This is a genomic window from Elongatibacter sediminis, assembly GCF_037892215.1.
Classification (GTDB): Bacteria; Pseudomonadota; Gammaproteobacteria; order Xanthomonadales; family SZUA-36; genus Elongatibacter; species Elongatibacter sediminis.
The window spans coordinates 178,768-205,482 of sequence record NZ_JAZHOG010000006.1 but is presented as its reverse complement, the minus strand read 5'-3'; the positions used below and the strand labels follow the sequence as shown (position 1 = coordinate 205,482).

Genomic DNA, 26,715 nt, shown 5'->3' with positions numbered 1-26,715 from the left:
ACCCCGGTTCCCCCATGCCTGCTCGCGACCTCATCCTGGTATTGATAGTCTGTGTTGCGTGGGGCTTTAATTTCATCGCCGTGGCCCAGGGCATGACCCACTTTTCACCGTACGTCTTCACGGTGCTGCGCTTTTCGCTGCTGCTGGGTCTGCTGCTGCCCTTTTTGAAACTGCCACCGACAGGCCAGTGGCCCCGACTGGTGGCCGTATGCCTCAGCACCGGTGCCCTGCATTTCGGCTTCCTGTTCTGGGCGATGGGCCGTTCCGCCGACGTCACCTCGGTGGCCATCACCCTGCAGACCTATGTACCGATGACCGTGCTGATGGCGATCGCCCTGCTGGGCGAGCGGGTCGGCTGGCGCACGGGGGTTGCCATTGGCGTGTCCTTCGCGGGTGTTGCCATGCTGAGCCTGGACCCGTTGATTTTCGAGCAGGTGGACGTGGTCGGCATCGCCTTGCTGGCGGCTTTTTTCCAATCACTGGGGTCGGTGCTGATGCGCGGTCTGCGCGGGCTGGGCGTGCTCAACTTCCAGGCCTGGACGGCGGCCATTTCCCTGCCACCACTGATTTTGGGTTCGCTTTTGTTCGACGATCACCGGGTCGCGATGGTACTGAGCGCAGGCCCGCTGGACTGGGGCGCCGTGGTGTACACGACGGTGTTCGCGTCCATCCTCGGCCACGGCCTGTTCTTCTACCTGGTTCAGCGGCACCCGGTATCGGCCGTCATGCCCTACATCCTGCTCGCCCCCGTACTGGCCGTCATCTTCGGCATCGTGGTGTGGGGCGACCGGCCGGGATGGCGGTTGCTGGCGGGCGGCGCCCTGGTTCTGTCCGGCATCCTGGTCGTCTCCATCCGGGCGCTGCGGCGCCGTGAGAAGCGCCGCAGCGACTGACAACCCGGCACCCTTCGACACCGCGGCCGAAGGCGCAGGCTGGCTTAAGCACGAAAATCGCCTTTCCTGCCGTGTCCTAAAGTGAAGCCGGGACAGCTCACGATGTCTGAAAAACTGCAACTCAACGGTTTTCTCGATGCGGTCAAACTGCTCCTGATTCGGGAGCTCTACCCCAAGGAGCGGGAAGTCTTCACGAAATGTGACATCATGGTTCGCGACTACGACCCGTTTTTCTTTGGACATCGCTACACGCAGTCCTGGTGGCGGCTTCAGAGCCCACGGGAACTCACGTTCTTGTCACCCTGGGTTGATGAAGAGATTCAAGGCATAGACGCAACGTCAAGTCTGAGGAAGTTGGAGGAAATTACGGCGAGACTCTGAGGATCCTAAACGTGTCGACTCCTCGATTTTGGGGACAAAGTTGACCCTTCGGGCGAGCACCGAACCAAGCGAACGGGCGCGCAGGATGTGGATCAACCATTCCAATGTTCAGCGGCACAATTCCGAGCAATGCGGCCCTGCTTTCCTGACGCAACTCAAGGACAGATTGAACTGGCATGGGTGGCCGGGGTGGAATCAAACCACCGACACGCGGATTTTCGGGTGGTCGGGCGACTGGATTACAATCATGTCCGTCCGCACGCTCGCTCAACTATGGAACCCCGATGAAAGTTGCGCGTCAGTACGAAATGATCAAAAATCAACCATCTCCCTCGCAGAGGGCGTGTATCGGCTGTGAGGGACAAATCATAAGGACGCGGCCAAACGTGCCCATCGAATCCGCCGCTCTGGCGGCTTCGGCCGAAGTCGCCGCTAACACTTTTTCTGTTCCCAGCCTCTGAGTAGCTGCTTGTATCCTGGCAAACTAACGCAAAGCTTTGCCCGCTCAACTCCAATTAGATTCACCACGGCGTTGCAGCGCTTTTCATCGATACGCATTCTGCCCTCGCGTAAGGCCAAATGGATTGCATCGACATACTTTCCACCTGCTAATTCGGCTTGAACTCTCGGGTGCAAGAACAGGTCGAGTGACCAAGCAGGTTGAGCTTTTTTTATCGTGGACTCAGCTTGAGCCCGGCCTTTTCCATCATCGATTACGGGGACAAACCTTTGGCTTGCAGCAATAGCTATCGTCGCTGCTTCGCCATCGCCTATGGATGCGGTGCCGCTGATCAGCGCTTGAAAAATTTCAAAGCCTTTGCCGTCGAGCGGCACGGGTTCGAGTTTGCCACGCGAAACTAAGCCTTGAATAAATTCATACTCGCCATTGTTCCTGCTTGTCTGATGGCTTAGCTCCCTAATGACAACCTCTGAAACGACGACGCCATTCGGTACGGCGTCTAAAATTTCCTCGCCAACGGTACAGGCGTGCAGATTGATCAGCACACTCGTGTCCAAGACTAACGTCGTCAATTCATCAGCGAGGGAGCTTGAACAGGTCATCAGTCTCGCTTTCCTCCAAGTCGATTTGATCGAGCAGAGCGCGCAACTCCACACGCCGAATGTTCAATAGCTCCGCTAGCTGTCCCTCCGACATAAGTTGACGCTTCCAGGCTGCATACGCCATCAGCCCCATGCGGTTCGATACAGGACGATCCGCATCGTCTTTTGCAGGGTCAGGCCTAATAGCTGAGCCGCCAAGAACATCATGCGCCTGCGCATTAGTGATTCCGCCATTGGCTTCAAACCATGCCCAGATACCCTTTTTCACGAGTCCTAGTTCTTCTAGTCTGCGAACACATGCCTCGCGGGAAATGTGATTTTGATGGGCTAACAATATGACATGTCGGCGCGTGAGTTTTTCAGACCCGGCGGTTAATTGGCGAAAGGTGTTTTCGAAGCTCGTCCTTGGCGTCACGAATGCGTGACCGAAGGCATGCGCGTAACGTTCTTCTCGTGAAAGAAATCTCTCGTTCTCTTCAAGCACTTCTGGCGCCTGGCGCGTGCCGATGAAGTGGCCTAGTTCATGGGCAGCAGACTGAATGCGCCGTTCCAACGGATGATTTGCATTCAAGAGAATGCAAGCACCGATCTCCTGCGAGTAAGTGAACAGCCCCGCAACCTTGGAGCCTGACGATAATCGCCGTTGATAAAGTCGAATGCCAATATCCAACTCCATTAAGGAGAAAATATCTGCAATTGGTCCGGAACCCATTCCTAGCCAATCCCGCAGGTCTTGCGCGTGTACTTCCGCCAAGGCGAGAACATCGCCGGTGTCGATGACTCTCGCAGGCGGATAGTTCTTATGGCGCACGATTCCCAAAATGTTTTCGAGTTCAACTTCCGCTTTCACAAGATCGTTCAGGAGCTTTACAGCCTCTCCCGTGTGATCCTCCTCAGTTTCACGCAGCTTGCGGAAGCGAGGGACAAGATCAGTGTGGACAGCCTCGCGCCTCAGCAATGCGTTGACCGATACACCGTAATGGTTGGCCAGTAGTTGAAGTTCCTGAATACGAACTCGGCGATCACCCTTTTCAATGGATACAAGAGTGGGGCGCGACATGCCAATCACCTTGGCCGCGTCGTCCTGACGGATCTGCGCAGTTTTACGAGCGAGACGTAGACGGCGCCCTATTTCTTGTGCGCTGAGATCGTTCAGATCAGCCATGTCGCCCTCCTTTCGTCCAAATTTCCAAGAAACTCTGTTTTCCCTGACTAGCCAAAAATGCCGCCCATTCGTCCGCATGTTGGAGCAGCATGTGCCGGAGATTCTTTTGAACTTCGTCCGTCGATGTGCCAAGAGCTTGCGCTAACTCAAAGACATGTGGTCTTAAGGCTACGGGCAGTTCATTCGACATTTCGGCCAGTTGGTGCAGGTGACGCGCACCCATATATCCGTAGTCGAAAAGCGTCGCCGTCGCTTTGAAACTCTTTAGCTGTGGTAACGCATCACTAAACTGCTCTGCCTTCAGGTTGGCAACGGCATAGGCTTCAGATGGCTCGTCCACCCGTGCAGCTTGTAGACTCATTCGTCGCAGCAGGCAGGCCGCGCAGACACCACATTGGCGCCGCTTGCCCCCCACACCTACATTTGCTCTTTTTTGCCAGCAAGAGCGAGTCTTTATGACCTGTTCAGTCTTAATTCCCGGTATTGCGAGAAAGTCCGCTATCGTCTCTCCTTTGGTGCACCAGAGGCGCGGCTGTTCATAACGAAGCTCGACCCCCAGCAAGGCATGGATAAACCGTTCCATTCGACGGAAGAAGGTCGGGTGGTTTCGGTAATCGGGATAGATGTTCCACAGAGGCAGCAAAACAGGCCCAAGAGCGCCTTGACCGCTCTCCGGTACGATGATCCGGCTGACCTTCGACAGGTGCGCGGCTATTGCGGTGATTGCCGCAAACTTGAAGCCGCGTGAACGGGCGCTAGACTCATGGCTTTTTGATCCAAGTCTTACCTGGAACGGCAGACGGTCGAAGGGACGCTCGTCTTTGCGGCGATGTTGCTTATGTTTGGCTACGCGGACACGCACAGCTACGTCGTCCTCCTTGTTATACAAGCCGGAGACGCAAAAGGAGTCCAAGCCCTCGCTATAAGCAATAGCGAACTCCTTGGGTTGGCTGAAAGGGAGGGGACGCTGACGCGGCTTGTCGGCTGCAGACCCCTCGAACCGCACGAAGGAAACCCGCCATTCATCTCCCGTGATGTGTCGCAAAGTTTCGCGGAGATTTCGCTCTACATTTTTATCCTGCCAAGTCGAAATCTCCATCACTGGCACAGTTATGTGAAAGCGGCGCGCCCATTGGCGCACGCTTCGCGCCCAGCGCCTGTCGGCATACTCCACTGCTGCGCAAAGTATTAAAAGGTCATGGTGGATACTCTGCCAGCCATCGTAGGAATAGCTGTCGAAGATTTCCTTATCACACTCAATGTCCGACCCTATGGTCGCATAGACGCTTCCGTTTGATCGACGGCGCGGGAGGGGCTTATCTCCTTCAAGAATATGCAGCTTTCGTTCAATTATTTGGTTTACATCATTTGCATCTTTCATAGTTTGGGCCCTTCATCTAGACCTTTTCTTTTTCTCTTGTCGTGCTTGAAAGCGTCATTGTTCTCTGCACGGAGGGCTTCGATGATGCGAGTACGGTCGACGCCCTCAAGGGCACGATTGCAGCCTTCAATAAGCTGCTCAAATTGAGCTTTGCGCATGCCACGCTCTTTTTGCGCTTCGAGACCGGCCTCGTGAATACGAGTTCGAAACTCATTTATATCGGTTTCTAAAGCTGCTTCCAGTCCGCTGTTAATGGCCACCAGCGCGGGCTCCCCTTCATGTAGACGCAGATCAACCTCCCGTTGCCAGCGATCTGCAAACTCCGATTTGGGGCAGTCTTCAAAAATGTCGTTGATAAGAGCATTCGGATCGAGAAGGAGCTGGCCATCTTGCCCAAATTTTTGAAGCAGCGCGCAGACCAGCTTTCGGTTTTCGCGCAAGATGCCGTTCAAGATCGCATCATTGGCATAAGCGCACCGAGTCTCCTGATCGACGGCCTCGTTCTGAACGGCCTCGGCGAACCGCTTTGAGCGGCGATCCAGTGGCAAATTCTTAAAGGGTCCGTCGGTCATTTCTACCTCCTATGTTAGGAGTATGAAAAGAAAAGCTGACAAAGTCAATAATTAGAAAGAAACTCCTGACATTTTCTACTTATACTCGATTTGGAGGGGAACGCCTTCCACTGATTAGACCTTGTTAAGGTCAGAGTAAAAACTTTGCGCAAGCACAGAACCGAGCGAACTGGCGTACGGGATGTCGGCGAACCATTCCAGGGCTGAACCGTCCCATCCCCTACATGTGGACCTGGGCTCCAGACGAAGCTCAAAGCCAGGTTGCAATGGATGGGGTGGCCGGGGTGGAATCAAACCACCGATACGCGGATTTTCAGCCCGGCACGCGCGTTTTGGTACCGGCAGTCCAATTTCCCGGCCCGCCGTGATTCTTTTGTGAACTTCAGTCCGTATCTTCTGTATTCGGCGGGGGCAGGGAGACCTGTCCGTATCCAACACTGAGACAACTGGAGATTCAAATGAAACAACTCATCGCCATTTTTCTGATCACGGCACTCACCTTCACCGGCAACGTCCTCGCCGATCCACCGGGTGGCTTCGGCTCGCTCTACGCGGACGGTGAGGTCTATCGGACTTTCGGCGTCCCTGCCGCGACTCCGATGGGCGGCAGGGACAATATCTACCCAATCGTGGGTGGCGTGGAAGACCAGCTCGCGGTCAGCGCCGTCGCCCCGGGCGACAAGGACTATCACGGCGGGCTGTGGGCCGTGCACGTGGTCATGTGGACCGCCGGCATCGAGCCGTACCTGCTGACCTCCGAGGAAGAAGTTCTGGAAGCCTACCTGGCCGGTGACGTGTCCATCTCCCGGATGCTGGAAGCGGACTTCCGTTGCCCGGTTCTGCCCGCGCGCGGAAAGCGGTAAGCCCAGGGGAAAAACATGCCGGCGCAACCATGGCGCGCCGGCGTTTTTCCGGAAAATTTTCCAAATCGGGTCTCCAATCGGTTACATTAACCGGTAAGGCAGGCACGAACCCGGGGCGCTCTCACAACAACAGTCATGGACTGGACGGTTTACATCATCCGCTGCGATGACGGTTCGCTGTACACGGGGGTCACGACGGACCCGGAACGTCGGCTCGCCGAACACCGGAACCGGGCCCAGGGTGGACGTCGCGGCGCCCGCTACTTCAACGGCCGCCGGCCCCTCGATATCGCTTTCCGCGAAGACGGCCACACCCGCAGCTCGGCCTGTCGCCGCGAGGCCGCCATCAAGAAGCTGAACCGGGCCGCCAAACTTCGACTCATCGGGCTAACCTGTTGAGCCCCAGCCCCTCTCCATGCTGAAACGCCTGTCAATGTTCCGGCCGAATCGCCTCGGTCTAAGTCACCTGCGCGGCGACCTGTTCGGCGGCGTCACGGCCGCCATCATCGCCTTGCCGCTGGCGCTGGCATTCGGCGTGGCCTCCGGCGCGGGGCCCGTGGCCGGGCTCTGGGGCGCCGCGTGCGTTGGGCTGTTCGCTTCCCTGTTCGGCGGAACACCGAGCCAGATTTCGGGACCGACCGGCCCCATGACCATCGTCGCGGCCTCGGTTTTCACGCAATTCGCGCAGCAACCCGCCGTGGCCTTCACGGTGGTGATGATGACCGGTGGATTCCAGATCCTCTTTGGTTACCTGCGGCTGGGGCGCTTCGTCAACCTGATGCCGTATCCGGTGATATCCGGCTTCCTCACCGGTGTGGGGTGCATTCTGATCATCATGCAGCTGGACCCCTTCCTGGGCTATCCGGGCCAGCCGTCGGTGATCAATGCGCTGAGTGTGCTGCCCAATGACCTGGCGCAGCCCAATGTGCACGCGCTGATCATCGGGCTGGTCGCTTTTGGCATCGTCCTGCTGCCGGCCAACCGTTTGACCCGGGTGGTCCCTTCCCCCTTGCTCGCTTTGCTGGTGGCCAGCCTGATGGTCCCGCTGCTGCCCGGCGCGCCCGTGCTCGCCGAAGTGCCTTCGGGGCTTCCCGAACTGCAGATTCCGGCGATCGATTTTGCGCAATTCAACGACATGCTGATCGCGGCCGCGGTGCTGGCAGCGCTGGGTTCCATCGACAGCCTTCTGACTTCGCTGGTGGCCGACAACATGACGCGCACGTTCCACGATTCCGACAAGGAATTGAGCGGCCAGGGCATTGGCAACCTGATCGCCGGCGTGCTCGGTGGTATCCCCGGGGCGGGCGCCACCATCCGGACTCTGGCCAATATCCAGGCCGGCGGCCGTACCGCGCTGTCCGGCATCGTGCACGCGGGCCTGCTGGTGGGGATCGCGCTGGGCCTGGGCCCGCTGGTCACCTACATTCCCTATGCCGCGCTGGCCGGGTTGTTGTTCAAGGTGGGCATCGACGTCATCGACTGGCGCTTCCTGCGCCGCCTGCACCGGGCGCCCCGAACCGACGCCGTGTTGATGGTCGTGGTGCTGATACTGACCGTGGTGGTAGACGTGGTGACTGCGGTTGGCGTTGGCGTGGTGATCGCCAGCCTGGTGTTCGTCAAGGACATGGCGGAGGTGCAAATTGCAGCGATTCGCACCATCAACGACCCGGAAAACGAACGCCTGTTCGACGATGCGACGGCCTCGTTGTACCGCCAGCACCGCGACCGGTTGATGTTTCTGCACATGTCCGGCCCGATCAGCTTCGGGGCGGCAAATGAACTCGTTCGCCGCTTCGGCAAAGTCGGCGAGTACGATGTGCTGATCGTGGACCTGCTGGACGTACCCAAGGTCGATGGCAGCGCTGCGCTGGCGCTCGAAGAAGTGATGCAACGCGCCTGCGAAGCGGGCCGGCACGTGATCGTGGTTGGCATGACCTATCCGGTGGCGCGGCTGCTCGGCCGTCTCGGCGCACTGAGCGCGGTGCGGGACTCGGAACGCTTCGACGACCGTCGAAGCGCCGTGCAGGCAGCAGTCCATTGGCTGCAAACCCCTGACGAAGACCGGCACGGCCCGGGAGCGACTGACGTGTGAGGTTCCGCTGGCTCAGATCGGGATTATCCCCACCGTCCGGATTGCTGGCCGCGCTGATCGTTGCATTCTCGTTCGCCAGCAGTTCCACGCTGCGGGCGGAGTCCCAATCGGACCGGGTCGGGCTGGTGCAGCAGGAATTGGCGGCCGACTACGACCGCTGGTTCCGGCAGCAGGCAGAGGACGAACGCGTCGTGGGTGCGGCCTTCGCCATCGTTTCCCGCGACCACATCGTCCGGGTCGGCACCCACGGATATACCGATACCACCCGGAAACGGCAGGTCGACGGCGACACGGCCTTCCGCCTGGCATCGGTCTCGAAAACGTTTGCGGCGGGGCTGGCGGCCCAATTGGTCGACGAGGGCCGTTTTCGCTGGGACGACCCGATCACGGATTATGTGCCGGATTTTCGCATTCGGGGTGAAACCAGCCGCATCCACGTCGAACATCTGCTGGGCCAAAGCAGCGGACTGGTGCCGCATGCTTACGACAACCTGCTTGAGGACGGGGTATCCATTCCGCAAATCCGGGCCCGCTTCGCCGAGCTCGCCCCGACCTGCGAGCCCGGCAGCTGCTATTCCTACCAGAACACCCTGTTCAGCCTGATCGAAACCGTGGTCGAGCGCACCGCCGCCGACAGCTACGCCAATCTCGTTGATCAGCGAATTTTCCGGCCACTGGACATGCGCACGGCATCGGTGGGTTATGAAGCCTTTCTGGCGACCCGCAACCGCGCACTGCCGCATGTAAAACGCAACGGCCGCTGGCGTACCGTGCCGGTTCTGCCCAATTACTACCGCGTCGCGCCTGCCGCCGGCATCAATGCCAGCGTGCTCGACCTGGCCAAGTGGCTGATGGCCCAGCTCGGCACCGCGCCGGAAGTGCTGCGGCCGGCCGTCGTCGATACCCTGATCACCCCCAGGGTACGCACGCCCCGCGACCTCCGTCGCAAGGAATGGAAGCGCCTCCTGGCGGATGCGCATTACGGTCTGGGCTGGCGCGTGTATCAGATTGGCGACGAGCGCATCGCCTATCACAGCGGCTGGGTTTCGGGTTATCGGGCCGACATCGCGTGGTCGCCCGAACACGGTCTGGGCCTGGCGGTGCTGATGAACGTGGAGGGTTCCGTGATCAGCACGATGAGCACCCACTTCTGGGAAATGGCCTTCGCCCGGCTCCACAGCCCGCCCCCGACCACCTCACCCTGACCAGGCCTGCAGCGGCGAAGGCGGGTTGAGACCGGGTGGCGGACCGGTTTCGGGCAGGCTGGCGCACATCCGCATGAACATCGCGATGGCCATCGACTGCAGCAGATCGCGCACGTCCTGGTCCGTGGCCTGCGGATTGCCGGTGATGTGCCGAAAATGCAGGTCCAACCGCTCGGCCGAGAACACGGTTTTGTCACCGCACAGGTACTTCTCCCGAAAATCCGGGTACACGCGCCTGACGATGTTCCTGCGCAGGTCCGGGATCGACCTCCCGCGACCGGTCTCGAAGAACCTGACCTTGAGCTTGTCGCGCGGATAAAAAGGCGCCGCGCGTGCCAGTTGTTCACGGATGATGGCCTTGTCGAAGAACAGCTCGGCATGTTGTTCCCCCGGCACCGCGGCCAGCAGTTCGACCAGGCGGTGATCGAGAAACGGGACGCGCGCTTCGATACCCTGCGCCGAACTGGTGCGGTCCTCGTGCCACAGGTTGTAGCGTTGCAGGAAAGCGGTGCGAAAGGCCATCTGCCGATGAAACTCGCTGGGCGCCTCGTCGGCCGGTGGCGGGTAGCGATCGTCGAGTGCCTGACCCATCCAGGTTGGAATACCGGCATCCATGCGCCGCAGGTCCCGGTGCAGCGGCCGCAGGCGCTGAAGGTACATCCGCCAGGTCTGCTCTTCGCGCCCCATGGACTGCGAATAGCCGCCGGCAAACTCATCCGCGCCCTGCCCGAGCAGAACGACCTTGAGTTCCGGTACCCGGGTCCGGACATAGCGGTGCAGTTCGTGCTTGAACAGCCACTCCAGGTTGAAAGCCGGCCGCTCCAGCGCCCACACCAGATACTCGAATGCGCCCAGATTGAAATCGAGCCGATCGAGCAGCCCGGCCGGATCGTAACGCACCGGGTGATAGGCGAAACCCAGGTGCCTTGCGGCGCGCTCGGCCTGTTCAACATCGCCGGCGTCGAGCGTGCTGTCCTCGACCACCGTGAAGCAATGCAGGTCCCGGCCTCCGTCCGCGGCGAGCGCCGCCAGCAGGGTAGAGTCGATACCACCGCTCAGAAACAGCCCGACCGGCACGTCGCTCATCAGGTGCCGGTGCACGCTGTCGTGCAACAGTTCACCGTAGGTGTCGATCCAGTCCGAGCTTCGGCGCGCAACGTCGCCCGGCCCGGGGAAGTGTTCCTCGATGCGCCACCAGCAACGCGGCTCCGCGCATTCTCCCTCGCCCATGACCAGGCAGTGGCCGCCCGGCAGCCCCTCGACTCCGCGGATATAAGTGGGGTTGGAGCACGACATGCTGTCACTTCCTTCGACGTCGCGCCAATCGAATTCCCGAGGGCAGTCCGGATGGGCCAGCAGCGCTTTGAGCTCGGAAGCGAACAACAGGCGGTCGCCAACCCGGGCGTAGAACAACGGCTTGATGCCCAATCGGTCGCGAGCCAGCAACAGCCGGCGGCGACGGGTGTCCCAAACCAGCAGGGCAAACATGCCGTTGAGTTCATCCAGCATGGCCTCGCCCCTTTCTTCGAACAGATGGACGGCCGCCTCGGCATCGGATTGGCTGGCGAAGCGGTGCCGGTCGCGCAGTCTGCTGCGGATATCCGCATGGTTGTAGATCTCGCCATTGACCGTGACCAGCAGGTTGCGCTCTTCATTCCAGAGCGGCTGGCGGCCACCCTCCACGTCGATCACCGACAAACGGCGGAAGACCAGGGACAGATAACCGTCGTCATGGAATTGTTCGTCATCCGGTCCGCGGCGAGCCAGTTGCCGGCCCATGGCGCGCAAAACGTCGCGCCGCTCGTTCTCGTCGCCTTCCAGTCCGGCCAGGCGAAGTTCGCCCGCGAATCCACACATCGTCCGTTCCCCCAACCCAAATTTTCCAGGCACCATGGTACCCGTTGGCCGGGGTGAGCGAGCCGCGGGACCGGATGTCGCTTGCCACGCAACGCACGCTGCGGGCATGCGCAACCCGAAACGGTGTAGCATTCCGAAGCCATGAAACTTTCAATCCCGCGAATCTGCCTGATCACCCTGACCTGCTGCCTGGTATCGACACCCATGAGCGCTGAAGAAAAACCCGAACTCGCCGGCGTCCCGGAACTGCTCGCGATGCCCGAGCCACCTGCCGATGCCCGTTTCCCATACGGCGACGATCCGCTGCAGTTCGCCGACCTCCGCCTGCCTGAAGGCGAGGGCCCGTTCCCGGTCGCGGTGCTGGTACACGGCGGCTGCTGGTTGGCTGAATACGACATCAAGCACCTGGGCGCGATGGCCGACGACCTGACCCGACACGGCATCGCCACCTGGACCCTGGAATTCCGCCGCATCGGCAACGAAGGCGGCGGCTGGCCCGGCACCTTCCTCGACGTGGCCAACGGCGCGGATCGGCTACGCGACATCGCGGAGGATTACCCGCTGGATCTGGATCGCGTGGTCATCGCCGGCCACTCGGCCGGCGGTCACCTGGCCCTGTGGCTGGCCGCACGGCACAAGCTGCCGCCGGACAGCCCGTTGTACCTGCCCGACCCCTTGCAGGCCAGGGGCGTGATTGGTCTCGCGCCGGCCGCGGACCTGGAACTGACCCACCGCAACCAGACCTGCAGCGGGGCGGCCGAGCGACTCGTCGGCGGCACGCCGGAAGAGTATCCGCTGCGCTACCAGCACGGCTCGGCCTCCGAACTGCTGCCACTGGGTCTGGAACAACTCATCATCAACGGTGCGCACGACGAAGGCTGGCTGATCGTGTCACGGGCATACCAGGAGAAAGCGCGCGCCGCGGGCGAGGAAGTTCCGATCATCGTGCCGCCGGATGCCGGGCATTTCGAACTGGTCATGCCGACCTCCACGACGTTTCCGGTGGTACGGGAAGCGATTGTGAAGATGGCGCAGTAAACCACCCGCCTCCCGATCACCCGGCGCCGGGGCTTCGTTCCGGCGCCGTCATTTGTGGTACAAACAGGTATGTCACCTGTTTGAGCACCCGACCGTCATGACCGCGAACCCGAACCGCCCGTCTCCCCGCCCGGACATCCGGGCGAACGGCCCGGTCCGGCTTCACGACTTTCCGAAAATGCTTGCAGTCCGTCCGGACTGACCCGACGAGTGGCCGAACAACACTCCATCGTCGTCTCGCTGTTCCTGATTTTCACCGGGGCCGCCGTGGTCACCACCCTGGCGCTGTACGCGCGGCAGGCGCTGATCATCGGCTACATCTTCGTCGGCGTGGCATTCGGGCCCTGGGCGTTGGGCTGGGTGGGCGACACCGAGTTGATCGCCGACATCGCGGAGATCGGCATCATCTTCCTGCTGTTTCTGCTGGGCCTGGACCTGTCGCCACAGAAAATGGTGCAGATGCTGAGGCAGACCACCATCGTGACCCTGCTGACATCGACCGCATTCTGCCTGGCCGGCTGGGCCCTGGCGCGCGCCTTCGGATTCCCCAATCACGAGAGTCTGCTGGTGGGCGTCGCGGCGATGTTTTCCAGCACCATCATCGGGCTCAAGCTGCTGCCGACCACGGTGCTGCATCACCGGCACACCGGCGAAGTCATCATCAGCGTGTTGCTGCTGCAGGACCTGATCGCCATCCTCGTACTGCTCGCCCTGCAGGGCCTGGGCGGCGAGGAAGTGGTGGACACCGTGCTGCTGGACATCGGTCTGCTGATACTGGCCCTGCCGGCGCTCATCGGCATCGCCTGGCTGTTGGAACGTTATGTGCTGATGACGCTGTTCCGGCGCTTCGACCGGGTGCAGGAGTACGTCTTTCTGCTGACCATCGCCTGGTGCCTGGGAATCGCACAACTGGGGAAGTTCATCGGCCTGTCCTACGAGATCGGCGCCTTCATCGGCGGCATCGTGGTGGCGGCCAACCCGGTCGCCCAGTTCATCACCATCAGCCTGAAGCCTTTACGCGATTTCTTCCTGGTCCTGTTTTTCTTCGCGCTGGGCGCCAGCCTCGACCTGGTGGTCGCGCGCGAAGTCCTGCTGCCGGCTTCGCTGCTGGCCGCGCTCATGCTCGCACTCAAACCCACGGTATTCCGCTTCGCCATCGCCAGCGTCTCCGAAAGCCCCAGGCTGGCCTGGGAGACCGGCTGGCGGCTGGGCCAGCTCAGCGAGTTCGCGCTGCTGATTACGTTTCTCGCACTGCAAAGTCCGTTCATCGGCAAACCCGTCGTGATCATGATCCAGTTGGCCACCATCATTACCTTCATCGGATCCTCGACCATCGTGGTGCTGAATTTTCCGACCCCTGTGGCCGCCAACGACCGGCTGCGCCGGGATTGAAAACCAGGCAGCCGGGCACGGAGCCCGGTCGTGCTGCCATCGGTTCCAGCAAATCCATACGCGAGGCCGCACACGATGAACGGCGTGCCAACCGGCCGCGATGCGCTATGATGGTTGTATACCGCAAGGGGAAAAGTTCATGAAAATCCTCATGATACGCGTTGCTCCCGTCCTGCTTGGCCTGCTGCTGACCGCATCGGCACATGCGGCCGCCGTCACCCGCGGTCCCTACCTGCAGTTGCAGACCGATACCGCCATCACCGTGCGCTGGCGCACCGATGTGGTCACGGACTCCGTCGTCCGGTTCGGCCCGGATCCGGGAAACCTGGATCAGATGGTCACCGTCGCGGGTTCGCGCACCGAACACAGCGTGCGGCTGGCCGGACTGAACCCGGCGCAGCAGTACTGGTACGCGGTCGGCGATTCCATAGGAACGATCGCCGGCGATGCGAGTTTTCATTTCCAGACCGCTCCCACTCCGGGCCTGCCGGCGGCAACCCGCATCTGGGTGGTGGGTGATTCCGGCACGGCCGACGCCAACGCACGCGCCGTGCGTGACGCCTACAAGACCTGGTCGTCGTCGAATCCGGCGGACTTCTGGCTGATGCTCGGCGACAACGCCTACAGCGACGGTACCGACGCGGAGTACCAGGCCGCGGTGTTCGACACTTACCCGGAAATACTGCGCCAGCTCACCCTGTGGTCGACTCTTGGCAATCATGACGGTCACACGGCCGATTCGGCGACCCAGACCGGCCCCTATTACGATATTTTCGACCTGCCGACCGCCGCCGAGGCCGGTGGACTGGCGTCCGGCACCGAGGCGTATTACTCCTTCGACTACGCCAATATCCACTTCGTCTGCCTGGATTCCTACGACACCGATCGCTCGCCGTCCGGCACGATGCTGCAATGGCTGGAGAGCGACCTCGCGTTGAACACCCAGCCATGGGTCATCGCCTACTGGCACCATCCGCCCTATACCAAGGGCTCGCACAATTCCGACACTGAGGGACGGCTGATCGACATGCGCCAGAACGCCCTCCCCATCCTGGAGGCCTGGGGTGTGGATCTCGTCATGACCGGCCACAGCCACAGTTATGAGCGGTCCTACCTGCTCGACGGTCATTACGGCGCATCGACCAGTCTCGACCCCGTCGCCCACGTGCTCGATCCCGGCGACGGCAGTGAAAGCGGCGACGGCGCTTACGAAAAACCCGATCTCGTGGCCGCCCAGAACGCCGGCGCGGTGTATGCCGTGGCCGGCAGCTCGGGCAAGATTTCCGGCGGGGCGCTGGACCACCCGGCGATGTTCGTGTCGCTCAATTCACTGGGCTCGCTGGTGCTGGATGTGTCCGGCAATCGCATGGATGTCGTGTTCCTGGACCAGACGGGATCAGTGCAGGACGAATTCACCGTGCTGAAAACCCCGGATTCCGATCCTCCGTTGATTGCCTCTGCGACCGCCGAAGACGCCACTCACGTTCGGGTCGAATTCGACGAAGCCCTGGACCCGGTCGAAGCCAACAACGCCGCCAATTACACCATCACCGGCCTCACCGTCAGCGATGCCGCGCAGCAGACAGCGGCCGATACCGTGCGCCTGACCACCTCGGCGATGATCAACGGAGCGAGCTACACGCTGGTGGTCAACCATTTGAAAGATGTATCCGGCAATACCATCGCGCCCGACAGCAGCGTGAACTTCGACTTCTTTGAAACCCGGACGGTCGCGTTTCAGGATGGGCTGGCCCCCGACCCGGGCTACCTGGGAACGGCCGACGCCTACATCCGTCAGGCTTCCGCCACCACGCCGCACGGCCTGGAGACGAGCTTGCAGGTCGACGGCGACGATCCGTCGGGCAGCGGCAGCGACATGAGCATCGTGCTGTCCTGGGACCTGTCCTCTATTCCCCCGGGTTCGCAGGTCGAATCGGCTGCGATCGGTCTCGAAGTCACCAACGCCAGCGGTGGTTCCTACAGCTGTTACAGACTGCAGCGCGCCTGGGCCGAACCCGAGGTCACCTGGAATCAGGCCGCCAACGGCTCCCCCTGGAGCAGCCCGGGCGCACTCGGGGCCGGCGACCGCGACAATCAGCCACTCTGCGGCGTGAGCGCAACCGCCACCGGTCCGCTGACCATAACGCTGAACGCGGCGGGCGTGGCGACGGTGCAAAACTGGATCGACGCACCCGGCGGAAATCACGGCATCGTCATCAGCGACCCCACGACATCGGACGGCGCCGATTTTCATTCCAGAGAGTCGGGCACCGCGATGGCCCGGCCCCGGCTGGAGGTGACCTACCGCGTGCCGGTCGACACCCCCAACGCCGATCCGATCGCCGATTTCAGCTTCAGTTGCGGCGGCCTCGACTGTGATTTCACCGATCTTTCGAGCGACAGCGATGGCGCCATCGTTGCCTGGGACTGGGACTTCGGCGACGGCCAGACCGCCAATCAGCAGCACCCGTCGCACAGCTACACGGGAGCGGGTGACTACACCGTCGTGTTGACGGTCACCGACGACGACGGCGCCACCGACGCCCTGTCCGATACCGTCAGTGTCAGCGAGCCTCCGGCCTTCACCGACGCCCTCGCCGATGCCGACCTGCCGTCGGCGGGTAGCGTATCAGGCACCTACGCCGACACCCACGCGGACGATGGCCAGGTACAGTCGATCACCGAACGCGAGAGCGGCGGCAAGAAGAGTCGGCGGTACAGCTACCTGGAACACACGTGGCGTTTCCAGGTACCGTCCGGCAGCGCGATCACACTGTGGGCCAATGCCTGGTCCGGGGGTTCCGCTGAAGGCGATGAATTCGTTTTCTCGTGGTCGACGGATAACAACAGCTTTACCGACCTGTTCACAATCTCCAGCACCGATCCGGCCAGTCTTCGTTCGGCAACCCTGGGCGAAAGCGGTACGATTTACGTTCGGGTGAGCGACACGGACCAGACCGCCGGAATGAGAGCGCTCGACACGGTGTTCGTGGACCAGATTTACATCCGCTCTGAAAACGCGATGCCATCCGAACCGCCAGCGGCTCCAACCGGCCTCCAGATCACCGGCTCGACCTCGAGTTCGCTGACTCTGGCCTGGCAGCATCCTTCCGGGGACGAAACCGGTTTCGACCTGCAACGCGCACCGGGCGGCAGCGGAAACTGGGCTGTTGTCGCGACCCCCGGCGGTGGCAGTACCGGAACAAACGACACGGGACTGACCCCGAATACGACCTACGACTACCGGGTGCGCGCTACCAATGCGGCGGGGGCTTCCGCCTGGTCCAACGTCGCCAGCGGCACGACGGATCCGGCGCCGGCCATCAGCCTGGATGCGAGCGGTTACAAGCAACGCGGCGTACACCACGTGGATCTGACCTGGACCGGCGCCGGTGGCTCCCAGGTTGACGTTGTTCGTGACGGCGGCACGATCGCCACGGTATCCAACTCGGGGAACTACCACGACAACACCGGCAACAAGGGTGGAGCGACCTATATCTACCGGGTGTGCGAGGCTGGCACATCGACCTGCTCCAACGATGTCACGGTCGAGTTCTGACGCCCTGCGGCGCCAGAGCCTGGTGGCCCTCGCCCTTGTGGCGCTGGCCGGCGGTCCGGTTGCGCGTCCCGCTGTCGCCCATCCCGACCTGTTGGCGCAGATCGCGCAACTGGACTCGGAAATCGCCCTGAATCCGGAGGACGTGGGCGCCTACCTGCGACGGGCCGATCTGCATCGGCGCCATGTTGACTACGACGCCGCGGAGGCCGATGTGGAGCAAGCGCGCCTACTGACACGCGCGGACCGCGCAACCCACGGCGCTTTCGAGCCGGCCATCGACCGAACGGCCGGCCGGCTGGCGCTGGACCAGGAGCGGTTCACCGCCGCTGTCGAGTACCTGGGCCGCTCACTGGCATCCCGCCCCGCCGACCCCGCGGCCTGGCGGTTCCGGGGCCTGGCCTTGCAGGCACTGGGACGCCATGAAGAGGCGGCCGGGGATTTCGCCCAGGCGATCGACCGCACGGCGCAGCCACCACCCGACCTGTACCGTTTACGTGCCCGGGCGCTCACCGCCGTCGGTCCTGACGGCTGGACTCGCGCCCGAGATGCTGCCGACAGGGGTCTGGAACGACATCCCGGAGACCCCGCCCTCCGAGGCCTGGCGACGGACCTCGCACTGGTCCTGGGTGACGTGGACGGAGCTGGCCGATACCTGGATGAACTGCCGGCCCCCATCCTCGGCCTGGCCGTGTGGAAAACCCGGGTGGCCGCACGGGGCTGCCTGAACAACGGCGCAGACCGTGATGACGGCGCTTCCTGCACCGCTTCCATCCGGATTCGCTTGTCGGCCGAACACGGTGCCGTGGATTCGCCCCACCGCTGAGCCGTGCTTACCCGAGCCCCGGTTCGGCGCTATACTTCGGGCACATTCACCCGGAGAAGAAGAATGCATGGCACATTCATGAGAAAAACCCTCGTGCTGACCATAGCCGGCGTCCTGGGAACGCCCGCCGCGATGGCGCAGAACCTGGCGCTGGAGGAAGTGCTGGTCACCGCCCAGAAACGCGAGCAGACGCTGACCGAAGTTCCGGCCGCCGTATCGGCCATCAGCGGCGAAATGGTCAAGGAATACCTGAACGGCGCACAGGACATCCGCGCGCTGGCCGCCCGTGTGCCGGGGCTGAACATCGAGACCTCGAACGGCCGTACCCAGCCCCGCTTCTACCTGCGCGGTCTGGGCAACATTGATTTCGACGTCAACGCCAACCAGCCGGTGGCGATGATCTTCGACGAGATTTCGCTGGAAAACAACACGCTGCGCAGCCTGCCCCTGTTCGACATCGAACGGATCGAGGTCCTGAAAGGGCCGCAGGGTTCGCTGTTCGGGCGCAACACCAACGCCGGTGTGATCAAGATCGACAGCGTGCGGCCCAGCGAGGAACGTAACGGTTACCTCAGCGCGGCCTATGGTTCGCGCGAAACCTTCGTCGTCGAGGGCGCGAGCAATTTCTCGCTGTCCGACAACTTCCACATGCGTGCGTCCCTGAAATACCAGGAACGCGGCAAATGGATCGACAACACGGTCAACGGTCCCGGTGACGATTTCGGCGGTTTTGAAGAGTTCGCCTGGCGCCTGCAGTTTCAGTGGGATGCGACCGACTCCTTCTCCGCCCATCTCAAGCTGCACGGTTTCAACCAGGACGGCAGCGACCCGAACGTGTTCTACGCCAACGCCATTGCGCTGGGCAGTTCCGGCCTGCGGCCCGAATTCGACGAGGAAATCGTCAGCAACGACAGTGGCGACATCGCCGACCTGACCCTGGACCACTACGGCGGCGCGCTGACCCTGGAATGGTCGTTCTCCGACGACCTGAGCTTCACGTCCATCACCGGCTACGACACGCTGGAGAATTTCCAGAGCGCGGATGTGGACGGCGGCGAGATCTCCTTCAACCCGGCCGACATCGGCCAACTGGGCAAGCAGGTTTTCTTCGGCGTCGCCACCGGCGACGGACTGGACGACCTGGAGCAGTTCACCCAGGAGTTCCGTCTGGCCGGCCAGAGTGATCGGTTGTTCTACCAGGTGGGTTTCTTCTATTTCGATGAAGACTTCGACCTGATCAACCAGGACTTCCTCACCCCGCCCCTGACGGCCATCGTGACCCAGCACACCAAGTCGCACGCGTTCTTCGGGCAATTTGAATATTCATTTTCCGACACCATCGCGCTGACTGTGGGTGGGCGCTGGACCGACGACGAGAAAGACCTGTCGGTCGGGCCGGGCGTTGCCGGCGGATTTGTCGCGCCCGCATCCATCGAGGTGCAGGACGACTTCTTCAACTGGGATGTGGCTCTCACTTACGACATGAGTGACGACTGGACCTGGTACGGCCGCGTCGCCACCGGCTCGCGCGGCCCCGTCACCCTGGGCCGCTTCGGCTTCGTCAGCTCGGCCAAGACCGAGGACACGCTGTCCGCCGAGATCGGTTTCAAGGCCCGCCTGCTCGACGACCGCATGCGCTGGAACACATCGGTTTACCAGTTCAAGAACGACGACCAGCAGTTGACCGCCACCGGCGGCGCCGCCAACGTCAACCAGTTGCTGAATGCCGACCAGGTCGACGGCTTTGGTATCGAATCCGAAGTGGATCTGCAGGTGACCGAGAATTTGTTCGTGTCGGCCAACTTCAGCTACAACGACACCGAGATCGACGACCCCGGCCTGCGTGATGACCTGTGCGGATCTGCACCGACCTGCACCGGTCTGGACCCGGTGGCTGGCACACGCGTCGGCCCGTTCGGCCCCGTCACCGAGGTGTTCATCGACGGCAACCCGCTGCCGCGCACGCCGGAGTGGATTTTCAATTTCCTGCTCGAGTACACACACCCGGTCCAGAACGGCGAAATTTACTTCAATACCGACTGGAACTATCGCGACGAGTCCAACCTGTTCCTGCACGAATCCATCGAATTCGTTCAGGAAGAGCGCTGGCTGGGCGGCCTGCGGGTGGGTTACCGCACCGCCAACGGCATGGACTTCGCGCTGGTCGGTCGTAACATCACCGACGAGGTCACGGTCGAGGGCGGCATCAACTTCCTCAATCTCACGGCCTTCGTCAACGAGCCGGCCTACTGGGGCGGGGAGTTCCGCTGGAGCTTCTGATCGAACGCACCAGGCGTCAAAGCGAAAAGCCCGGCTCCGGCCGGGCTTTTTCTTAGCGTTTTTCGCAGGGAATGCGGATGCTGATGGTCAGGCCGTGCGGGTCGGTTTCGCTGAGCCGGAAGGAATGCTGGCTGCCGTACAGCTCGAACAGCCGTTCGCGGGTGTTGCGCAGACCCACGCCCTTGGCCTCGGGAATCTCGCCATCGACGAGGTCCACGCCGGGCCCGTCGTCGCTGAGCTGAATCAGCAGGTCACCGGCAAAAACCTTGGCGCCGATGCGGATGGTGCCGCCGTCCTCGGCACGGGCGATACCGTACTTGATGGAGTTTTCAACCAGGGGCTGGAGCAACAGGCTGGGGATCAGGGCGTCCTGGGCGTCATCATCGATCATTAATTCCAGGTTGAGGCGTTCCTCGAAACGCACCTTCTCGATGTCCAGGTAAAGCTGCAGGGCCTTGAGCTCCTGCTTCAGGGTGATCTTGAGCATCGGATCGTTGTCGAGCGAGTAGCGCAGGAAACTCGACAACCGCGTGACCATGCGGTTGGCCAGCTCGGTCTGTTGCTCGAGAATCAGGGTGGAAATCGCATTCAGCGTATTGAACAGGAAGTGCGGGTTGAGCTGATACCGCAGCATCTTTAGCTGGGCCTCGTGCGCCATCGCCGCCGACTTCAGCGCACTTTCACGAACCTCCTGGAATATCCGGTAGTACTTGATGGCGAAGTACAGCGCACTCCAGGCCAGCATCACGCTCAGCCCGGACAAATGGCTCTCCACGAACGACACCTTCTGGTAGACCTCCGCGGCATCCCCCAGCCGCTCCATCCAGGCTTCAACGTCCTTGGCGGTTTCCAGCCAGTTGTAATAGATATAACCGCGGCACCGCATCCACGCGTAGCCGGCCAGGTAACTGCCGCCGAGAAAGGTGATGGCCTGCACCCACAGCGGGCTTTTCCACACCCGGTGATACAGGATCCTGAGGCCGAGCGTGAGCACGATCCCGATGACCGTGATGACGCCGACATACGCGGCGTAATGCGGGGCCACTTCGCCCAGCATCGCACGTGTCAGACCGTATTTGCCGATCAGCCCCCAGGCGGCCCAGCCCCCCAGGTGCAGCACCCAGAACAGGTGGCGCTGATCCTCCAGCCAACTCCTTATTTTCATGGTTCCAGTTTACCCGCTCGCCGTGAACGGAGACTGAATTTCACGGCCGGCGGGCGACGGCTCAGCCTGTTCTGTGTTCGCCCTGTCGCCCGATGTTCGATTCGTCGCGCCGGGAGGGCGCCTCATCGCGTCCCGCCGGCCCTGCCTTCCGACGGGACGAACTGCCAATGCAGCCGGCGGTCTGACCTGGGATGCTTCAGCGCGCCGCGCAGCGGCGGACCGCATGCATGGCCCTCATTCCGGCTTGCGGAACAGCAAGGTCATGCGATCCGACTCACCAATGGCTTTCATGGCTTCGGCCAGCTCCGGGTTGTCGCGACTGGTCGCCAGGGTCGGCGGCAGTCGCCAGACGATGTCGGCTTCACCGGGCTGGTCCTTGGCGTTGGCATTGACTTCACTGGCCGCGATGAATTCAAAGCCGGCCGCCTTCATCCGCTCGATCACGAAATCCTGCTTCAGGTAGCCGTGTGAACCGTCGGCCCACTCGTCAGGCATTTCCGCCGGCGCGCGATGCTGAACCACACCCACGATGCCGCCCGGCTTGAGCACGGAATGGACATCCGCGAGCGCGGCGCTCAGGAAACCGCCCTGTGATTCAAACCGGTTGAGGTTGTGCAGGGCGCGGATCAGCAGCACCGCGTCAGCCCGGTTTTTGAGCTCGCCAGGCATCGAGCCGAACGCGAATGCCTCGACCGCCGCGCCATCCTCGCCACTCCAACCGTTGGCATCGGCCTTGAAATCCTCGACCCAGGTCTTTTTCGCTTCCAGTTGCTCCTCGCTGAAGAAACCGAACAACGGGAACATCTCGCGCGAATAATCGGCGCCGATCAGGGTCCCGTCCGCGCCGAGATAGGGCAGCAGAATGCGGGTATACCAGCCGCCCCCGGGCAGGGCCTCGAGCACGGTCATGCCGGGTTCGATGCCGAAAAACTCCAGGGTCTGACGGGGATGACGGTGTGAATAACGGGCTTGGGTTTCTTCCGGCTGCGCGTCGAGCACGGTCTGCAGGCGGGCTTCGTCCGCCAGCGCCGGACCGGTGGCCAGGCCGGCCGGGAGCACGAGCGCCATGGTGCAGATAATCAATGCGGAATGCTTCATTGTGGGACCTCGGGGTTCGGTTTGGGAACTTGGTATCCGCTTGACGGATCGCCATGTTGTCTCATTATGGTCGCAGGCCGTCCGGCTGGCCAGCGGCCGGCAACCACCGGGGAACCGCTCGACGTGCATTTGATACTGCCCATCGTGATCGTGCTCATCATCGTGCTCGGGCCCGGAATCTGGGTGCAGCGCGTGATGAAGCGTTACAGCGAACCGGCCGACCGGTACGACCTGACCGGAGCCGAGATGGCGCGGCGGCTGCTGGACGCCCGGGAACTCGGCGACGTGAAAGTTGAAGTGACCGAGGGCGGAGATCACTACGACCCCGTCGAGAAAGTCGTCCGCCTGTCGCCCGGCCACCATGCGCGCCGATCGCTGGCCGCGGTGACCGTCGCGGCGCACGAGGTGGGTCATGCCGTTCAGGACGCCACCGGCTTCGCGCCGCTGCGGATGCGCACGCGGCTGGTCGCCTGGCTGAGACCGCTGGAAAAAACCGGCGCCGCGTTGCTGATGTTCACGCCGATCATCGTCGCCATCACCCGTATGCCGCTGGCAGGCGGGCTGATGCTGCTGGGCGGATTGCTGACCCTGGGGTCCGCGGTGTTGGTGCACCTGCTGACCCTGCCGACCGAATTCGATGCCAGCTACCAGCGGGCGTTGCCGATGCTGGAGCAGTCCGGCCTGATGTACGAGTCCGACTTTGCGCACGCCCGCAAACTGTTGCGCGCCGCGGCAATGACCTATGTGGCCGCGTCGCTGACCAGCCTGCTCAACATCGCGCGGTGGTGGGCCATCCTGCGACGCTAGGCTGCCCGGGCGTCCTGCCCCCCGTGATCGGCCGGATGCACCCACGGGAGCCGTTGCGGAAATTTCAGTCCGGATTTTCGCGGGTCACCCGGATCACCTCACCGGGAACTGCGTCAGTCACCAGGTACAGCGCACCGTCCGGCCCCACCCGGATGTCCCGCATGCGTACCCTCCGTTCCGCGAACAAGGCTTCCTCGCCGACGACCCGGCCGTCCTCGATGTCCAGCCGGCGCACTTCACGGTCGACCAGCGCACCGACGAACAGGTCGCCGACCCATTCCGGAAACATCCGGCCGGTGTAAACGGCCAGCCCGGAGGGAGCGATGGAGGGCACCCAGTAGTACTCGGGCTGCACCATGCCGGGCAGAGCGGTGTGCGGGGAGATCACCGCGCCCGAGTAATCGATGCCGTAGGTTACCGCCGGCCAGCCGTAATTCGAGCCCGCCTCGAGCCGGTTGACCTCGTCACCGCCCCGCGGTCCGTGTTCGTGCAACCAGACGGTGCCGTCGGGGGCCACCGCCAGGCCCTGGGCATTGCGATGACCGTAGCTCCAGACATCGGGCGCTTCCGCGAAGGGATTGCCCGGCGCGGGTTCGCCACTATCGGTGATGCGGAGCACCTTGCCCAGACCGCTCTCGATGTCCTGGGCCGCTTCGCGGTAATCGAAACCGTCGCCCGTCGTGAGCAGCAGGGTGCCGTCGGGCAGAAACGCCATCCGTCCACCGTAATGTACCGGCGTGTCCTTGCGCGGCGAGACCCGGTAGATCACTTCGACGCCGGCGAGGCCGTCATCGGTCAGGCGCCCGCGGGCGATCGCCGTGGCATTGGCGGCCGGCGGACCCTCGGCGTAGCTGAGGTACACCAGGGCGTTGTCGGAGAACTGTGGATGCAGGACCACGTCGAACAAACCGCCCTGACCCGCGTCATACACCGCCGGCACACCCGCCAGAGGCTCACCGACCGACCCGTCCGCAGCGATACGCCGCAAGCTGCCCGGCCGCTCGGTGACGAGCGCGCCGCCATCGGGCAGGAAGGTCAGGCTCCAGGGCGCATCCAGACCCGTCGCCCAGGTTTCCAGCCGCCAGGGGACCTGCGCGCCGCAAGTCGTCGTGATCACCGCGCATGCGGCGGCGAGTAGCAAGCTGAGCATCCGGCCGGGCGGACGACGGGCCGGAGCGGTTCGACCGGCCCGGACGCTTGCATGACTGATCTGTGTTGGCATGAGCCGCCCCTCCGAATCTGTGCGCTTCCCGTCCGCGGCCGGGACCCGTTTCGGCTCCGCCGGCCCGTGTGCTAGCCTTGCCTGCGAAACGCGCCTTGGCATGGGAACCCCGGAAAGCTTACATGATCGCATCCGCACCGATCAGGATCGTGACCGCATGGATGGCCGCCGTCGTGCTGGCCTACCTGCTGGCGGCCACGTTCGCGACCGGGGCGGTCGTGCTGGCCCTGCGCCGGCTCGAGGTTCCGCTGGATCCGGGCACGGTGTTCGGCATGGTCTTGCACGACTGGGCAGGCATGACCGGTATCTTTCTGCCGGCCGTCGCCATCGGCCTGGCCCTGGCATTACCCGTTGCCGCGGGCCTCGCCCGGCATCGCCCCGAGTGGCGTATCGGTCTCGCCGTCCTGGCCGGGGCCGTGGCCCTGGTCGCGGTTCACCTGATTCTGAAGGCATCGTTCGGCATCACGCCGGTTGCGGTCGCGCGAACCATTCCCGGCCTGTTGTCCCAGGCTGTGGCCGGTGCAGCGGGCGGCGGGCTTTACGCCGTGTTGCGCCTGCGCCGGCCATGAGCATGAAGTCACCATGAATCTCGCCACCTGGCTTACCGTGGTTTCGATCTGCATGCTCGGGGCGATGTCGCCGGGGCCGTCGCTGGCCGTGGTGCTGCGCCATACACTGCATGGCGGCCGGGGCGCCGGCGCGGTCACCGCCATTGCCCATGGAGCGGGCGTGGGCCTGTACTCGTTCGCCTCGATGTCGGGCCTCGCGCTGTTGATCACCGCGTCACCAACCGTGTTTCGGGCCTTCGAATGGGCCGGCGCCGCCTACCTCGCCTGGATGGGACTGCGCGGCCTGCTGGCGCGACCCGCGGACGAGGACCAGCCTCCGCCGGCAGCCGGCGGTGCCGGCGCCATCCGCGACGGTTTCCTGATCGTATTCCTCAATCCCAAGATCGCGGTGTTCTTCATCGCGCTGTTCAGCCAGGTCATTGGCAGCGACACACCGGCGGCGGCGCGCGTCGGCTACGCGGCCACGGCCTGGATCATCGACACGGCGTGGTACCTGGTCGTGGCCTGGCTGTTCTCCAATCCGCGCTGGCTGGCCGCGCTGCGCCGCAACGCGGTTTGGTTCGAGCGCCTGTTCGGCGTGATCCTGCTGGGGCTGGCCGGGCGATTGCTGCTGGAAACCCTGAAGTGACCGCTGTGATATAAAACGCCGATGAATTTCGTTCGAGAATCCTTTCCGGTGGGCCCGCTGCAGTGCAACTGCACCGTGCTCGGCGACCGCGACACCGGTACCGGGTACGTCTTCGACCCGGGCGGTCACCCGGAACGCATCATCGCCACCGTGGAGCGACTGGGGCTGAAGATCGCCGGCATCGTCCATACCCACGCGCACCTGGACCATTTCCTGGCCGCCGGCGACGTTCGCCGCCACACCGGCGCGCCCATCTGGCTGCATCGGGGAGACAAGTTCCTCTGGGACGCGCTGGAACAGCAGTGCCTGGCTTTCGGCGTTCCGTATACGGCCCAACCCGACCCGGACCACTGGCTGGAAGACCAACAGGACCTGGAGTGCGGCGGCCGCTGCATCCACACGCCGGGGCATACCCCCGGTTCGGCCAGCTTTTACTTCGAGGAGCAGAAACTGCTGCTGGCCGGGGACACCCTGTTTCTGGGTTCGGTCGGCCGCACGGACCTGCCCGGCGGCGACCCGAAGGCGCTGCAGGCGTCCATTCAGCAGCGCCTCTATCGGCTCGACGAAGCCTCATCGGTGGTGACCGGACACGGTCCGGAAACCACCATCGGTAACGAGATGCGGCAGAATGCTTTCGTGCGCGCCTGACGCGCCTGACATCGA

General features: G+C 62.8%; 23 protein-coding genes and 1 tRNA gene. 15 read left to right on the top strand and 9 right to left on the bottom strand.

The window, feature by feature from the left end; genetic code table 11:
* The first annotated feature begins 14 nt into the window (after positions 1-14).
* Together V3330_RS10700 and V3330_RS10695 are read left to right on the top strand one after the other, a co-directional pair.
* On the top strand, positions 15-893 hold the full coding sequence (locus tag V3330_RS10700; RefSeq protein ID WP_354695412.1) for a DMT family transporter: 879 nt from the start codon (positions 15-17) through the stop codon (positions 891-893).
* A gap of 102 nt (positions 894-995) precedes the next feature.
* Positions 996-1,274 carry a hypothetical protein gene (locus V3330_RS10695; protein WP_354695411.1) on the top strand — a complete coding sequence of 93 codons (279 nt, stop codon included), beginning with the start codon at positions 996-998 and terminating at the stop codon, positions 1,272-1,274.
* A 432-nt stretch (positions 1,275-1,706) separates the two neighbouring features.
* Here V3330_RS10695 and V3330_RS10690 read toward each other — a convergent pair whose 3' ends face one another.
* The 5 genes from V3330_RS10690 to V3330_RS10670 all read right to left on the bottom strand — a co-directional run bounded on the left by V3330_RS10690 (position 1,707) and on the right by V3330_RS10670 (position 5,815).
* The gene (locus V3330_RS10690) at positions 1,707-2,336 is read right to left on the bottom strand and encodes a PIN domain-containing protein (protein ID WP_494400657.1); all 630 of its coding nucleotides are present in this window, start codon (positions 2,334-2,336) and stop codon (positions 1,707-1,709) included.
* Complete coding sequence (locus tag V3330_RS10685) at positions 2,311-3,501, bottom strand: helix-turn-helix domain-containing protein (protein ID WP_354695409.1); 1,191 nt, start codon at positions 3,499-3,501, stop codon at positions 2,311-2,313. Before V3330_RS10685 ends, V3330_RS10690 begins: the two co-directional genes overlap by 26 nt.
* Positions 3,494-4,882, bottom strand: a complete 1,389-nt coding sequence (locus V3330_RS10680) for a 7-cyano-7-deazaguanine synthase (protein WP_354695408.1) — start codon at positions 4,880-4,882, stop codon at positions 3,494-3,496. The genes V3330_RS10685 and V3330_RS10680 overlap by 8 nt, the downstream gene beginning before the upstream one ends.
* Positions 4,879-5,454 (bottom strand): hypothetical protein, encoded by a 576-nt coding sequence (locus tag V3330_RS10675; protein WP_354695407.1) that lies wholly within the window; start codon positions 5,452-5,454, stop codon positions 4,879-4,881. Before V3330_RS10675 ends, V3330_RS10680 begins: the two co-directional genes overlap by 4 nt.
* A 271-nt stretch (positions 5,455-5,725) precedes the next feature.
* Positions 5,726-5,815, bottom strand: a tRNA-Ser gene (locus tag V3330_RS10670).
* Positions 5,816-5,912: 97 nt separating this feature from the next.
* On the opposite strand from V3330_RS10670, the gene V3330_RS10665 reads away from it, so the two are divergent.
* The 4 genes from V3330_RS10665 (at position 5,913) to V3330_RS10650 (ending at position 9,614) form a co-directional block, all read left to right on the top strand.
* On the top strand, positions 5,913-6,317 hold the full coding sequence (locus tag V3330_RS10665; RefSeq protein WP_354695406.1) for a hypothetical protein: 405 nt from the start codon (positions 5,913-5,915) through the stop codon (positions 6,315-6,317).
* A 135-nt stretch (positions 6,318-6,452) separates the two neighbouring features.
* Complete coding sequence (locus V3330_RS10660; RefSeq protein WP_354695405.1) at positions 6,453-6,716, top strand: GIY-YIG nuclease family protein; 264 nt, start codon at positions 6,453-6,455, stop codon at positions 6,714-6,716.
* 16 nt (positions 6,717-6,732) lie between these two features.
* Positions 6,733-8,409 carry a SulP family inorganic anion transporter gene (locus V3330_RS10655; protein WP_354695404.1) on the top strand — a complete coding sequence of 559 codons (1,677 nt, stop codon included), beginning with the start codon at positions 6,733-6,735 and terminating at the stop codon, positions 8,407-8,409.
* Positions 8,406-9,614, top strand: a complete 1,209-nt coding sequence (locus tag V3330_RS10650; RefSeq protein WP_354695403.1) for a serine hydrolase domain-containing protein — start codon at positions 8,406-8,408, stop codon at positions 9,612-9,614. Before V3330_RS10655 ends, V3330_RS10650 begins: the two co-directional genes overlap by 4 nt.
* Here the strand turns inward: V3330_RS10650 and asnB are convergent.
* Positions 9,606-11,471, bottom strand: coding sequence for an asparagine synthase (glutamine-hydrolyzing) (gene asnB / locus V3330_RS10645; protein WP_354695402.1), 1,866 nt, complete (start codon positions 11,469-11,471; stop codon positions 9,606-9,608). The two genes, V3330_RS10650 and asnB, sit on opposite strands and share 9 nt — an antisense overlap.
* A 141-nt stretch (positions 11,472-11,612) precedes the next feature.
* Here asnB and V3330_RS10640 point away from each other — a divergent pair, with 141 nt between their 5' ends.
* From V3330_RS10640 to V3330_RS10620, 5 genes are all read left to right on the top strand, one after another.
* A complete protein-coding gene (locus V3330_RS10640) occupies positions 11,613-12,509 on the top strand; it encodes an alpha/beta hydrolase family protein (RefSeq protein WP_354695401.1) in 897 nt (298 codons plus the stop codon).
* Positions 12,510-12,719: 210 nt separating this feature from the next.
* Positions 12,720-13,901, top strand: a complete 1,182-nt coding sequence (locus V3330_RS10635; RefSeq protein ID WP_354695400.1) for a cation:proton antiporter domain-containing protein — start codon at positions 12,720-12,722, stop codon at positions 13,899-13,901.
* 139 nt (positions 13,902-14,040) lie between these two features.
* Positions 14,041-17,460: a DNRLRE domain-containing protein gene (locus tag V3330_RS10630; RefSeq protein ID WP_354695399.1), complete on the top strand. Its 3,420-nt coding sequence runs from the start codon at positions 14,041-14,043 to the stop codon at positions 17,458-17,460.
* A complete protein-coding gene (locus tag V3330_RS10625) occupies positions 17,441-18,283 on the top strand; it encodes a tetratricopeptide repeat protein (protein WP_354695398.1) in 843 nt (280 codons plus the stop codon). Before V3330_RS10630 ends, V3330_RS10625 begins: the two co-directional genes overlap by 20 nt.
* A gap of 78 nt (positions 18,284-18,361) precedes the next feature.
* Positions 18,362-20,563, top strand: coding sequence for a TonB-dependent receptor (locus V3330_RS10620; RefSeq protein ID WP_354695397.1), 2,202 nt, complete (start codon positions 18,362-18,364; stop codon positions 20,561-20,563).
* Positions 20,564-20,615: 52 nt separating this feature from the next.
* On the opposite strand, the gene V3330_RS10615 is transcribed toward V3330_RS10620, so the two are convergent.
* The gene (locus V3330_RS10615) at positions 20,616-21,728 is read right to left on the bottom strand and encodes a sensor histidine kinase (RefSeq protein ID WP_354695396.1); all 1,113 of its coding nucleotides are present in this window, start codon (positions 21,726-21,728) and stop codon (positions 20,616-20,618) included.
* A gap of 234 nt (positions 21,729-21,962) precedes the next feature.
* Positions 21,963-22,826, bottom strand: a complete 864-nt coding sequence (locus tag V3330_RS10610) for a class I SAM-dependent methyltransferase (RefSeq protein ID WP_354695395.1) — start codon at positions 22,824-22,826, stop codon at positions 21,963-21,965.
* A 123-nt stretch (positions 22,827-22,949) separates the two neighbouring features.
* On the opposite strand from V3330_RS10610, the gene V3330_RS10605 reads away from it, so the two are divergent.
* Entirely contained in the window at positions 22,950-23,633 is a 684-nt protein-coding gene (locus tag V3330_RS10605) for a zinc metallopeptidase (protein WP_354695394.1), read from the top strand.
* 64 nt (positions 23,634-23,697) lie between these two features.
* On the opposite strand, the gene V3330_RS10600 is transcribed toward V3330_RS10605, so the two are convergent.
* The gene (locus V3330_RS10600; RefSeq protein WP_435791796.1) at positions 23,698-24,774 is read right to left on the bottom strand and encodes a PQQ-dependent sugar dehydrogenase; all 1,077 of its coding nucleotides are present in this window, start codon (positions 24,772-24,774) and stop codon (positions 23,698-23,700) included.
* Between the two features lie 203 nt (positions 24,775-24,977).
* Here V3330_RS10600 and V3330_RS10595 point away from each other — a divergent pair, with 203 nt between their 5' ends.
* The 3 genes from V3330_RS10595 to V3330_RS10585 are packed head-to-tail and all read left to right on the top strand — an operon-like array spanning position 24,978 to position 26,700.
* Positions 24,978-25,424, top strand: coding sequence for a hypothetical protein (locus V3330_RS10595; RefSeq protein WP_354695393.1), 447 nt, complete (start codon positions 24,978-24,980; stop codon positions 25,422-25,424).
* 13 nt (positions 25,425-25,437) lie between these two features.
* Positions 25,438-26,052 carry a LysE family translocator gene (locus tag V3330_RS10590; protein ID WP_354695392.1) on the top strand — a complete coding sequence of 205 codons (615 nt, stop codon included), beginning with the start codon at positions 25,438-25,440 and terminating at the stop codon, positions 26,050-26,052.
* 21 nt (positions 26,053-26,073) lie between these two features.
* Positions 26,074-26,700: an MBL fold metallo-hydrolase gene (locus tag V3330_RS10585; RefSeq protein ID WP_354695391.1), complete on the top strand. Its 627-nt coding sequence runs from the start codon at positions 26,074-26,076 to the stop codon at positions 26,698-26,700.
* Positions 26,701-26,715: the final 15 nt, after the last annotated feature.

Excerpts from the sequence above, each read along its gene's own strand:
- V3330_RS10680 (WP_354695408.1), bottom strand. The coding sequence starts at position 4,882 with ATGAAAGATGCAAATGATGTAAACCAAATAATTGAACGAAAGCTGCAT.
- V3330_RS10625 (WP_354695398.1), top strand. The coding sequence starts at position 17,441 with ATGTCACGGTCGAGTTCTGACGCCCTGCGGCGCCAGAGCCTGGTGGCC.
- V3330_RS10685 (WP_354695409.1), bottom strand. The coding sequence starts at position 3,501 with ATGGCTGATCTGAACGATCTCAGCGCACAAGAAATAGGGCGCCGTCTA.
- V3330_RS10690 (WP_494400657.1), bottom strand. The coding sequence starts at position 2,336 with ATGACCTGTTCAAGCTCCCTCGCTGATGAATTGACGACGTTAGTCTTG.
- V3330_RS10695 (WP_354695411.1), top strand. The coding sequence starts at position 996 with ATGTCTGAAAAACTGCAACTCAACGGTTTTCTCGATGCGGTCAAACTG.
- V3330_RS10675 (WP_354695407.1), bottom strand. The coding sequence starts at position 5,454 with ATGACCGACGGACCCTTTAAGAATTTGCCACTGGATCGCCGCTCAAAG.
- V3330_RS10595 (WP_354695393.1), top strand. The coding sequence starts at position 24,978 with ATGATCGCATCCGCACCGATCAGGATCGTGACCGCATGGATGGCCGCC.
- asnB (WP_354695402.1), bottom strand. The coding sequence starts at position 11,471 with ATGTGTGGATTCGCGGGCGAACTTCGCCTGGCCGGACTGGAAGGCGAC.
- V3330_RS10640 (WP_354695401.1), top strand. The coding sequence starts at position 11,613 with ATGAAACTTTCAATCCCGCGAATCTGCCTGATCACCCTGACCTGCTGC.
- V3330_RS10620 (WP_354695397.1), top strand. The coding sequence starts at position 18,362 with ATGAGAAAAACCCTCGTGCTGACCATAGCCGGCGTCCTGGGAACGCCC.
- V3330_RS10630 (WP_354695399.1), top strand. The coding sequence starts at position 14,041 with ATGAAAATCCTCATGATACGCGTTGCTCCCGTCCTGCTTGGCCTGCTG.
- V3330_RS10610 (WP_354695395.1), bottom strand. The coding sequence starts at position 22,826 with ATGAAGCATTCCGCATTGATTATCTGCACCATGGCGCTCGTGCTCCCG.
- V3330_RS10665 (WP_354695406.1), top strand. The coding sequence starts at position 5,913 with ATGAAACAACTCATCGCCATTTTTCTGATCACGGCACTCACCTTCACC.
- V3330_RS10655 (WP_354695404.1), top strand. The coding sequence starts at position 6,733 with ATGCTGAAACGCCTGTCAATGTTCCGGCCGAATCGCCTCGGTCTAAGT.
- V3330_RS10615 (WP_354695396.1), bottom strand. The coding sequence starts at position 21,728 with ATGAAAATAAGGAGTTGGCTGGAGGATCAGCGCCACCTGTTCTGGGTG.
- V3330_RS10585 (WP_354695391.1), top strand. The coding sequence starts at position 26,074 with ATGAATTTCGTTCGAGAATCCTTTCCGGTGGGCCCGCTGCAGTGCAAC.
- V3330_RS10700 (WP_354695412.1), top strand. The coding sequence starts at position 15 with ATGCCTGCTCGCGACCTCATCCTGGTATTGATAGTCTGTGTTGCGTGG.
- V3330_RS10660 (WP_354695405.1), top strand. The coding sequence starts at position 6,453 with ATGGACTGGACGGTTTACATCATCCGCTGCGATGACGGTTCGCTGTAC.
- V3330_RS10590 (WP_354695392.1), top strand. The coding sequence starts at position 25,438 with ATGAATCTCGCCACCTGGCTTACCGTGGTTTCGATCTGCATGCTCGGG.